Annotated in this window: 11 protein-coding genes; 4 read left to right on the top strand and 7 right to left on the bottom strand. The window is 36.7% G+C overall.

Annotated features, from left to right (window positions below):
• Window positions 1–647 precede the first annotated feature (647 nt).
• Window positions 648–1,307: a hypothetical protein gene (locus tag CSC80_RS18945; RefSeq protein WP_099193475.1), complete on the top strand. Its 660-nt coding sequence runs from the start codon at window positions 648–650 to the stop codon at window positions 1,305–1,307.
• Here the strand turns inward: CSC80_RS18945 and gldC are convergent.
• A complete protein-coding gene (gene gldC, locus CSC80_RS18940) occupies window positions 1,304–1,645 on the bottom strand; it encodes a gliding motility protein GldC (RefSeq protein WP_058105349.1) in 342 nt (113 codons plus the stop codon). The genes CSC80_RS18945 and gldC overlap by 4 nt on opposite strands.
• Window positions 1,646–2,635 (bottom strand): gliding motility lipoprotein GldB, encoded by a 990-nt coding sequence (gene gldB / locus CSC80_RS18935; protein ID WP_236973449.1) that lies wholly within the window; start codon window positions 2,633–2,635, stop codon window positions 1,646–1,648. It lies immediately after the preceding gene.
• Window positions 2,636–2,693: 58 nt separating this feature from the next.
• Here gldB and nadE point away from each other — a divergent pair, with 58 nt between their 5' ends.
• Window positions 2,694–3,482 (top strand): NAD(+) synthase, encoded by a 789-nt coding sequence (gene nadE, locus CSC80_RS18930; RefSeq protein WP_071340164.1) that lies wholly within the window; start codon window positions 2,694–2,696, stop codon window positions 3,480–3,482.
• Window positions 3,483–3,646: 164 nt separating this feature from the next.
• Window positions 3,647–4,276: a response regulator transcription factor gene (locus tag CSC80_RS18925; RefSeq protein WP_058105367.1), complete on the top strand. Its 630-nt coding sequence runs from the start codon at window positions 3,647–3,649 to the stop codon at window positions 4,274–4,276.
• A 71-nt stretch (window positions 4,277–4,347) separates the two neighbouring features.
• Here CSC80_RS18925 and dnaG read toward each other — a convergent pair whose 3' ends face one another.
• A complete protein-coding gene (gene dnaG, locus CSC80_RS18920) occupies window positions 4,348–6,333 on the bottom strand; it encodes a DNA primase (protein ID WP_099193474.1) in 1,986 nt (661 codons plus the stop codon).
• A gap of 60 nt (window positions 6,334–6,393) precedes the next feature.
• Here dnaG and CSC80_RS18915 point away from each other — a divergent pair, with 60 nt between their 5' ends.
• Complete coding sequence (locus CSC80_RS18915; protein ID WP_083414188.1) at window positions 6,394–6,636, top strand: zinc-ribbon domain-containing protein; 243 nt, start codon at window positions 6,394–6,396, stop codon at window positions 6,634–6,636.
• A 63-nt stretch (window positions 6,637–6,699) separates the two neighbouring features.
• On the opposite strand, the gene CSC80_RS18910 is transcribed toward CSC80_RS18915, so the two are convergent.
• The 4 genes from CSC80_RS18910 to CSC80_RS18895 form a co-directional block, all read right to left on the bottom strand.
• Entirely contained in the window at window positions 6,700–7,773 is a 1,074-nt protein-coding gene (locus CSC80_RS18910; protein WP_099193473.1) for a hypothetical protein, read from the bottom strand.
• Window positions 7,774–7,859: 86 nt separating this feature from the next.
• On the bottom strand, window positions 7,860–8,609 hold the full coding sequence (locus CSC80_RS18905) for a hypothetical protein (RefSeq protein WP_099193472.1): 750 nt from the start codon (window positions 8,607–8,609) through the stop codon (window positions 7,860–7,862).
• A complete protein-coding gene (locus CSC80_RS18900) occupies window positions 8,596–9,159 on the bottom strand; it encodes an RNA polymerase sigma factor (protein ID WP_071342494.1) in 564 nt (187 codons plus the stop codon). Before CSC80_RS18900 ends, CSC80_RS18905 begins: the two co-directional genes overlap by 14 nt.
• Before the next feature lie 123 nt (window positions 9,160–9,282).
• Window positions 9,283–10,260 carry a polyprenyl synthetase family protein gene (locus CSC80_RS18895; protein WP_058105343.1) on the bottom strand — a complete coding sequence of 326 codons (978 nt, stop codon included), beginning with the start codon at window positions 10,258–10,260 and terminating at the stop codon, window positions 9,283–9,285.
• Between the last annotated feature and the right edge of the window lie 94 nt (window positions 10,261–10,354).

Here is a 10,354-nt window from a genome sequence, read left to right as displayed (position 1 = left end):
TGGTTTTTCGTTGATGGTTAATTAAACGCTTCGCGTTTTTTGTATTAAGTATTAAGTACATAGTACTAAGTTGTAAAACTGTTATCGGGATTCTTTGCGTGTTCCAAACTTGTTCTCAATACATTTTCTTTTAGAAAACACTCGAACTGACATTGATAATTTCAACAGCTTGCCATGTCGCGAGAGCTCCTAGCAATACCATTTACATTTACTTAAAACTTAATACTCAGTATATCTCACATTACACCTTCCTGTCAGTTCGAGTGAATTTCGAGGCACGAGGAATTTGTATCGAGAACCCTCGCGTGTTCCAAACCTGTTCTCGATACATTTTCTTTCAGAAAACACTCGAACTGACATTGATAATTTCAACAGCTTACCATGTCGCAAGAGCTCCTCGTAATGACATTTACATTGACTTAAGACTTTATATTTAATACATCTAACTACGCACCTCTTACTTAAGACTTTGTACTTATTACTCTGTACTTTCTACCTCCTACTTTTTACTTAATACCCTTTACTTAAGACTAAGTACTCAAGACTTCCCAACTTCAACTCAGCACTCAAATACCACAATTGAGTAGTTATCTTTATCTCAGCAACATTAATTACTTCATCTTTGAGTCCTAAATAACCAACCACTCATGGAAAAAATCATTGAAATCTTCATCTTCATTCACGCCTTTTTTGGCGGTGTAGGTCTTATAACCGGCATTGCAAGTATTGTAGTCAAAAAAGGGCAAAAGAACCATAAACTTTTGGGCAAATGGTTTTCTTGGTCTATGATCATTAGCTCCGCCATTTCTCTAGTAGTAGCCCGCATGCCCAACCACATGAACACCTTTTTATTCTTGATCGGTATTTTCACCATTTACATGGTCCTGGCCGGTAATAGGGCACTAACCTTTAAATCGACCAAAAAAACAAAAGCCAATTATACCGATAAGTTGGTTTCAGGAATTATGATCCTATCTGCCATGCTGATGATAGCATTTGGAATTATAGGACTTAAACAAGGGTATAACCAAAGTATCTTGTTCTTGTTCTTTGGTTGCTTTGGACTATTTATGCCTTATGGAGATTTTAAATTGTATAGCACCACATTAGAAAACAGGAAGCTTTGGCTCATAAACCATTTAAGCAGAATGCTGGGTGCACTTATTGCATCGGTAACAGCATTTATTGTAGCCGGTATGCACCAAGATACCCTTTGGGCGTGGATAACACCGTCCGTTTTAGGAACTGCCTATATTATCTATTGGATCAAAAAAACAAAAGGAAAAAAGAAATTGAAATCCGCTTAACCCTGATCTTTTAAATTTAGGTTCTCTGCGAAATAATCACAGAAATCCTTCATGGTAGCCGTCATTTTCTCGTCTTGCGTTGCTTTTAAGAAAGTTTCCGATAACGAAACCAATGTTTGATGAAAGAATGTTTTCATTTCATCTACCGGCATATCCTTGGTCCATAAATCGATTTTTAAAGATTCTTGGTTTTTACTATCCCAAACGGATAACAACATTGCCTTTGCCTCTTCATTCTCAATACCACCGTCTTGTGCAGACCAGTTTAATTTTTCAGGAACTCTATTCTCATCCAATCCTACGCGCAACGTAATTTCTGAAGTATGTAAATCTGCCATTTAATTTCTTGGTTTGTAATTTGATTTCTTAAATATCTCTTCTGCAGGCATGGTCATCAACTGTTTTACATCTACATCATTATTCTCCATAAAGGCACGTACAATTTGCCATCCTACAAATCTTCCTAATTTACCTGGCGATTCATTGTCCAGTTCCAATCCAAATTTTGAGAAAGGGGCAGGCTCTAAAAATCGTTGGTTCAATTTATTATCTGTACTGTACAGGTATTCATTCTCTATAAAATTTCTCCACATAGGTTCTTCATTGGCAAAAGCCCAATCCAAATCCTCTTGTGAATAGCCTATTTTCTTGCGATCATCTACATTGGGCATAAGCACATCCTTCAAATACAGTTCTTTACCAAAATAGATCATACGGGCAAGAAATGTTCGCTCCCTGGGTCTTGGCACTACCTGTTTTGCAAAGGAACTTGCCACATCGCTCACCAAATAGTTGCGATCCAAGGTATGCGCTATATAGCGCTGAAAACCTCCGTAATACTTATGCTCTGGTCCTAAATAATTATCAAGGCTTATGAACAACAAACTATCGGTCAAAATAATCCTGTTGTTGTAATCTACATCATTGGTAACCGTAATTACCTTTGGCACTGTATATTCCGGAAAATAATATTTGATATGTTTAAACAATTGTACCAAACCTTCTTCCTCATCTTCAAAACTACGAAAGGCGTTACCCACTTCTTGAAATAATTCAATTTGAAGGGAATCATTCATTTTGGCGATCCAAACACTATCGGGAGCCGGAAATAAATACGGATACATTTTACGCAAACCTGGTAAACCCTCTTCTCCAGAAGACGCAAATTCACGATCAAAACGTGCTATTTTAAGGTCCATAGGTACGGCTGCAATCTCTTTGGCCACCTTATCGCTATCATTACAACTAGAAAGAATGACAAAAACTGATAATAGTATAAAAATAGGTTTGACCTTGGCAAGTATTTTACAATACATTTTATTATTCACAGTGTTCAACTTATTTTTAAGGCAAAGTTAATTGATTTTACTAAATAATTAGAGCGGTATGCAAACTGAAAAGGTAATTGAACACATTGTAAAGTGGTTAAAAGATTATGCTGTAAATGCAAAACAGAAAGGTTTTGTCATTGGAGTATCTGGCGGAATTGATTCTGCGGTTACTTCTACCCTATGCGCAAAAACAGGTTTAGACCTGCTTTGCCTAGAAATGCCCATTCACCAAGCCGAGAACCAAAGTGACCGTGCTTCTAGACATATTGATTGGTTAATAGAAAATTTTCCCAATGTTAGAAGACAACCCGTAAACCTTACCCCGGTATTTGATAGTTTGGTGGCCGCACTGCCTGCAGTAGATAATGAAGAGGACAGGTTTATGTCATTGGCAAATACAAGAGCAAGATTGCGAATGACCAGTTTGTATTATTTTGCCGCGCTTGAGCGCTATCTTGTAGCAGGAACCGGAAATAAAGTAGAAGATTTTGGTGTTGGTTTTTATACCAAATACGGTGACGGCGGTGTAGACCTTAGCCCTATAGCGGATTTAATGAAAACCGAAGTGTACGATATTGCTAAGACTTTGGGTGTTAACAAAGAAATTATTGATGCCGCACCTACGGACGGACTTTGGGGAGATGATAGAACCGACGAGGATCAGATCGGCGCATCTTACCCTGAGCTAGAGTGGGCCATGAACATGAAAGACGAAGGAAAGACCATAGCCGATTTTGAGGGTAGACAAAAAGAAGTATATACGATTTTTACGAGGTTGAATACTATGAACCAACACAAAATGTTACCTATACCTGTTTGTGAGATTCCTACAGAGTTAAAATAACAACTCAACTAAGAATCAATGTATTAAATCGAAAATAAAGATGAAAATTATACGTTAGTAATAAAAAAATGCAACTTTGGCTTCTAATTTAGAATTTTAAGCCTTACATTGCATGTTGTCTTTTCAGACAAAATAGGTTTTGAAATCTATAAAAAAACAATTTAATGATCAAAGTTTTAATAGCGGACAATCATCCTATCATAAGAATGGGAGTTAGGAAGGTTCTAGAATCCGCTGAGGGCTTTGAACTGATCGATGAGGTAGCTACTACCGAAGAGCTGTTCGAAAAACTCAAAGACACAACCCCCGATGTGGTCATGTTAGAAATGGATATTCCGGAAATTAACGGAATAGCGGCATTACGCAGAATCAAGAAAGATTACGCGGACGTAAAAGTCCTTATGTACAGCGGTCAATCTGAAGATGTATATGCCCTAAGTGCCATTAGAGCCGGTGCTTTTGGATATTTATCCAAATCATCTGGTGTAGAATATATTACTGCAGCAGTGACCAAAGTAAGCGAAGGAAGCATGTTCATTACAAATGAACTTGCACAAAGACTTGCTTTTGATGAAGGAACTAAAAAACCAAGAAGGTTCTTTAGAAAACTATCTACTAGAGAAATTGAAGTGTTAAAACTTTTAGCTAGTGGTAAGCGCAACAAAGAAGTTGCTTTAGGTTTAAACCTAAACGAAAAAACAGTTAGTACCTACAAAGCTCGTTTAATGAAAAAATTGAACGTAGATAATATGGTAGATTTATTACAACAAGCGAAAGCATTGGAATTGTACTAAATTCTTACAACTGAATAAAATAAAAAAGACCTGTTTAAAACAGGTCTTTTTTTTATGCTATCATTTAAGTTTTATGACAAAACCCTATTTAATTTCTGATTCAACAACTTGTTCAACTGAATATAGTTCATAATTTCCTCTAGCGCTTCCCTATTGTCTTTATCTGCTTGTTCCGTGGTATGCTGCAAGGCCGTCATCCTCTTTTTGATCAAAAAACAGCGCAAGGTCAAAATGGTTTCACTCACCAATTGAGACACCCCTATTTCTTTCTTTTTTGGATAAATATCTTTACGCTCCCAGTTATGCAGGGCATAACGCTCTTCTTCCATTAAAATAGAAGATATTTGATTTGCCATTTCTTGATCTAATCCGTTAACAAAAGTGGTGATCGAAAAATCGCCCTCTTCATTCAAGGCTTCGATCAATTTGCCATACATCTTTCTAAAATCTTCATTGGCCAACTCTATTTCATCTTCTTGTAAATCTAGATATATTTTCTCGTACACCTTGATTTCCATTGATTCTGGCTCCAATTCCAAGTCTCCGGCGTCGTTTTCCTTTAACACCAAGTCTTCAAACTCTTCTATATTGCTACCGTACAACATTAGGGACTCTATGATTTTGCGCTCTAATACATACTGTACATCAACTTTTTCCTGTTTTTGCTCATCTGTATTGCGCACTACATCAAAAGCCTTAGGCTCTTCTTTCTGCTGCTTCTTAAAATCTTTCTCTCCCTTTTTATCTATCTGCGCCAAGGTATTGAACAAGACAGCTTCTGAGATATTCATGATCTGTGCACACTCTTGAATATAAATTTCCTTTTGTATGCGATCCGGGATCTTGGAAATACTGTTTACAATATCCCTAACAGTATCTGCTCTTTTAATAGGATCATTATCCGCTTCCTTTACCAAAAGCGAAGCCTTGAACTGAATAAAATCTTTGGCATTATCACTTAAGTAAGCCAACACATCATCTAACTCATTATTCTTTGCAAAGCTATCTGGGTCTTCACCTTCCGGAAACGTACAGACCCTTACGTTCATACCCTGTTCCAAAATAAGGTCAATACCCCTTAACGACGCACGTAGACCGGCTGCATCGCCATCAAACAATACCGTAATATTCTTGGTCAACCTATTTATGAGCCTGATCTGCTCTGGCGTTAAAGCCGTACCACTAGAAGACACCACATTCTCTATGCCTCGTTGTGCAAATTGAATAACATCCGTATATCCTTCTACCAAAAAGCAATTATCTTCTTTTGCTATGGCTTGCTTGGCATAATAAATACCATACAACACCTTACTCTTATGATAGATGTCACTTTCGGGCGAATTCAGGTATTTGGCCGCTTTTTTATCGTTCGTTAAAATACGCCCACCAAAACCTAAAACACGTCCACTTAAGGAATGTATAGGAAACATGACCCTGCCCTTGAATCGATCAAATTTTCTAGCACCGTTTGGATTGTTGGGATCATCCTTTACAATGGTAAGTCCGGTTTTTTGCAGGTAATCTAACTTATATCCTTTATCCAATGCGGCCGTTGTAAAGCCGTCCCATTGATCTAAACAATACCCTAATTCAAATTTTTTGATGGTCTCATCCGTAAAACCACGTTCTTTAAAATACGTTAGCCCAATAGCCTTACCTAGCTCGCTCTCCCAAAGCATTTCCTTAAAATGGCCTTGAGCAAATTCTGATACCAAATACATGCTTTCACGCTCATTTGCCTGCTCTTTTTGCTCACTGGATTGCTCTGTCTCTTCTACCTCAATATTATATTTCTTAGCTAGGTACTTAATTGCTTCTGGATAGGTGAAATGTTCATGCTCCATTAAAAAAGCAACTACATTACCGCCTTTACCGCTACTAAAGTCTTTCCAAATTTGCTTTACGGGAGATACCATAAAGCTTGGTGTACGCTCATCACTAAACGGACTTAAGCCTTTAAAGTTGGAACCCGATTTCTTTAACTGTACAAAATCACCAATAACCTCCTCTAGGCGAGCAGTTTCGTAAACTTGATCTATGGTTGTTTTTGCTATCATGAAAATCTTGCTAAAAGCTGGAAATAATTTTACGTAAATTAGAACATCAAAAATAGCAAAATGATTCTATTCTTTGGCACCAGACCAGGAAAGCCGATAACTAAAAATCTTTTTCATAGCACTTGTCCTTATTGCCAACAAAAAGGAACGTTAACAGCGTTTACCCAAAAGAATTACTTCCATATATTTTGGATCAAGCTTTTTAAAATTTCTAGTACCACTACCGTAGAATGTAGCCACTGCAAACGTGGATATTATGAGCACGAGTTCACCGAAGAAATGAAAGCCGATCTGGAGAATTAAAAAAGCTGTAGCACCCTTTTTAAATTGGAGTACTACAGCTAATTTGATTGATGAATTTCTTAATTAAAGATCGAACCTAAGACCTAGAGAGATATTACGTTGATCTACCGCCGCATCTTTGAATATGGGATTAAGATCATACTTTACATATAATAGCACCCCATCTACACCCGCATAGGCACTTAAACCATACACCAGATCATTGGTATTATAACTACGCTTTAATTTGTCTTTTACCTTTTCGCCATCAATGGTATATTTTAATTTTTGACGCGTTCCTAAATTGAACCCTGCATAACCACCCAAACCAACTCTAAATTTATTATGTAACGAGTAACGCATGGTCTTATCTGTGGTAGTTAGCTTTGACGGACCAAATTCAAAATGCATAGGAAATACTAAATTATCCATTCTAAATTTCGATTTATCCAAATCATATTCAAATTCTTGAAGCTCAGACTGACCGTTATCCAATGAAACCAAGTACTGATTATCCTTTGGTTTTAAGCCATTAAATTGAAATGAAAACCCATAGTTGAACCTTAGGAAATTTGTATTCTTAAACACCCTGGTGCGCCATTGCCATCCCATTTCAAAAAATCTACTTCCGCCAATTTTATAAGGAGAGTCATTTAAGGACTGCCCTTCTATAATTGCATTATTTAAACCAACGGCCAAAACAATATCAGAATAAGTTCTTCTGTCATAGACCGGTTCTTTTCTATGCCTATTTTCATTGATACGTATTCCAAACAGTTTGTCATCATCATCCCCTATTCCCAGTTCAAAAGCGAACTTATAATTTAAGGTATCCAATTCTTTGACCTCGCCGTTATTTCTTTCCAAAAGGGATATTTTATTATCGATAATAGCGATTCTCTCCTCTATATTAAGTGCTCTTTTTTCCGCGGCCTTCATCTTTAAGGCATTGGACTCCTCTTCAGTAATTTCTCCATTTTCCAATTTTTTAACTATTTCAGCAATTTCGAATTTTAAAGCTTCCTTTTCTTGTCTAGTTATACTAAGCTTTTGCTCTTTTAAAATTTCTACTTTTTCTATATAATTATCTTGAGCCACTACACTTTGCATTAATAAAAGTGTCAAAATGGCTACTAAATACATGGTAATTGTTCTCATTTCTATTTTGATTTTTTTGATGAATAAACTCCGCTCCCTGTCCCCATAGTATTTTATAGAGATAAGGAAAAACGATTTGTGATTGATTAATTATTGCGGTCTGCTACAGCAGTACGCACTTTTATAAAACCGGCTTTTAGGGAATCAAAAATTTGGTCTCGGAAGGATTGATCAAGTTCATCTTCAACCTCTGTCAACAAAGCCATAGCATCAACAGATTTATCTTTATTAAATATTTTATCTCTTAAAATTTCATCTTGGGCACGTTTCAATAATGAATCTACCTCGGCATCTGTCACTGTACTGTTTTGTTCCAGAACAGTTACTTGTGCAATAACATCGGCCACTTTAGAATTTATAATATCATCGGTCACCACTAATTTTTCAACAGATGTACTAGTAGGTACTTGGTTTACCGCGACTTCAATTTCATCTTTTAATACTAAAGGCTCTTTTTCTTTAATTAGTATATTTTCTTCCTCAACTACCTTCTCAATGCTACTTTCAGCTTCTGAATGTGCAACCACCTCTACTTCCTCTTTACCTATAGGCAAAACATCTTTTACAAAAACTTCTTTTAACGTACGCTCTTTCTCAATGTCTACAATTTCTGTTGGTATTTTGGTAGCTGCAGTATTGCCATTAAAGTAGAACATTGCAATACCGATCAACACAACAACACTTGCCGCAATACCCATCCATAGATATACGGGTTTCTTTTTGGCATCATCATCATTTAATTCTGATGCAATTTTGGACCATGCATTCGTTGATGGCTGAATTTCGCGCTCTTGTAACTTGGTCTTAATATGTTTTTCAAATTTATCGGTTTCCATACCCTATAATATTTTGTTGCCTTAATTGATCTTGAAGCAATTTTCGGGCTTTTAATAATTGTGTTTTTGAAGTGCTCTCGGTAATCGATAGCATTTCTGCAATTTCTTTATGCTTATACCCATCTACGGTATACAATACAAAGACCATTTTATAACCTTGGGGCAACTTGTCTATCAATTGTTGAATATGCTCTGTATCTAAATCAGTACTCTGCGAAATCTCTTCCGACTGATTTTTCTCGTACACCTCATCATCATACACGACAAATTGTTGTTTTCTTAAATAGGATATGCTTTCCCTGATCATGATCCTACGTAACCACCCTTCAAAACTACCTTCAAACTTAAACGTATCTAACTTGTTGAACATTTTTAAAAAACCCTGCACCATTACATCTTCCGCAAAATGAACATCTTTTATATACTGACGACAAACGCTTAACATTTTTGGCGCATGCTTTTTATACAAACGCTCTTGCGCATCGCGGTTGCCCGATGACGCTTTTTTTATGAGTTGGCTCTCGTTTTTATAAAAAGGTATAATTTTCAAAATATTGGTTTGGTCTTCTATTTACATAGACGCTGAAAAATGAAATATAGTTGCCTGAAAAATAAAAAAATTCAAAATTATTTTTCAATATACTGATTACCAGTTGTTTGGTTTGTAAAAAAATTACTTTTTACGATCAACCACATAGTTGACCATGAGCTGCAAAGCACTTTTATAATCGGATTCTGGGTAGGTGTCCAAAAGCTCGAGGGCTTCATTTCTATACTGTAGCATTTTACTTACCGCATAATCCAAGCCACCTTTTTCCTTTACAAAGGCTATGACCTCTTTTACCCGCTTTTTGTCCTTATTATGATTTTTGATGGAATTGATTACCCAACTTTTCTCCTTTTTAGAACAATGGTTAAGCGCGTAGATCAATGGCAAGGTCATTTTCTGTTCTTTGATATCTATACCGGTTGGCTTACCTATTTTTTGACCACCATAATCAAAAAGATCATCTTTGATCTGGAAGGCCATACCACACAGCTCACCAAATTTTCTAAACGTTTCCACATCTATGCTTTCGGGCTTTACAGAACATGCACCCAACGAACAACATGCCGCTATTAACGTGGCGGTCTTTTGCCTAATGATATCATAATACACCTCTTCGGTAATATCTAAGCGTCTAGCTTTTTCTATCTGCAGCAACTCGCCCTCACTCATTTCACGAACGGCAACGGAGATTATTTTCAGAAGATCAAAATCTCCATTATCAATAGAAAGCAACAAACCTTTTGAAAGCAGATAGTCTCCCACTAAAACGGCAATCTTATTTTTCCACAGGGCGTTTATAGAGAAGAAGCCCCGTCGTTTATTACTCTCATCTACTACATCATCATGCACCAATGTAGCCGTATGTATCAACTCGATTACCGATGCACCACGATAGGTACGCTCATTTACTTCGCCATTATTTAACAGTTTTGCCGTTAAAAATACGAACATAGGGCGCATTTGCTTCCCTTTTCTATTTACGATGTAATGGGTAATTCTATTGAGCAATGCAACCTTAGAGGTCATTGAATCTCTAAACTTAGACTCAAACAACTCCATTTCCTGATAGACAGGTTCCTTTATTTGTGCTACAATTTTCAGGTGCTCCTTCTTAGAAGGCCTAAATTAGGTAAAAGCTAGGAAATAACAGTAGCCGGAAGGAATTTTAAGATTGTTGGTTATTGGTTGTTGGTTG

This window comes from Maribacter sp. 6B07, assembly GCF_002700155.1.
Classification (GTDB): domain Bacteria; phylum Bacteroidota; class Bacteroidia; order Flavobacteriales; family Flavobacteriaceae; genus Maribacter; species Maribacter dokdonensis.
The sequence above is the reverse complement of the archived record's forward strand: the minus strand, read 5'-3'. Positions and strand labels throughout refer to the sequence as shown.

Bases quoted from the DNA above. Each gene is read 5' to 3' on its own strand.
- CSC80_RS18945 (WP_099193475.1), top strand. From the start codon at position 648: ATGGAAAAAATCATTGAAATCTTCATCTTCATTCACGCCTTTTTTGGC.
- gldC (WP_058105349.1), bottom strand. From the start codon at position 1,645: ATGGCAGATTTACATACTTCAGAAATTACGTTGCGCGTAGGATTGGAT.
- nadE (WP_071340164.1), top strand. From the start codon at position 2,694: ATGCAAACTGAAAAGGTAATTGAACACATTGTAAAGTGGTTAAAAGAT.
- CSC80_RS18925 (WP_058105367.1), top strand. From the start codon at position 3,647: ATGATCAAAGTTTTAATAGCGGACAATCATCCTATCATAAGAATGGGA.
- dnaG (WP_099193474.1), bottom strand. From the start codon at position 6,333: ATGATAGCAAAAACAACCATAGATCAAGTTTACGAAACTGCTCGCCTA.
- CSC80_RS18915 (WP_083414188.1), top strand. From the start codon at position 6,394: ATGATTCTATTCTTTGGCACCAGACCAGGAAAGCCGATAACTAAAAAT.
- CSC80_RS18910 (WP_099193473.1), bottom strand. From the start codon at position 7,773: ATGAGAACAATTACCATGTATTTAGTAGCCATTTTGACACTTTTATTA.
- CSC80_RS18905 (WP_099193472.1), bottom strand. From the start codon at position 8,609: ATGGAAACCGATAAATTTGAAAAACATATTAAGACCAAGTTACAAGAG.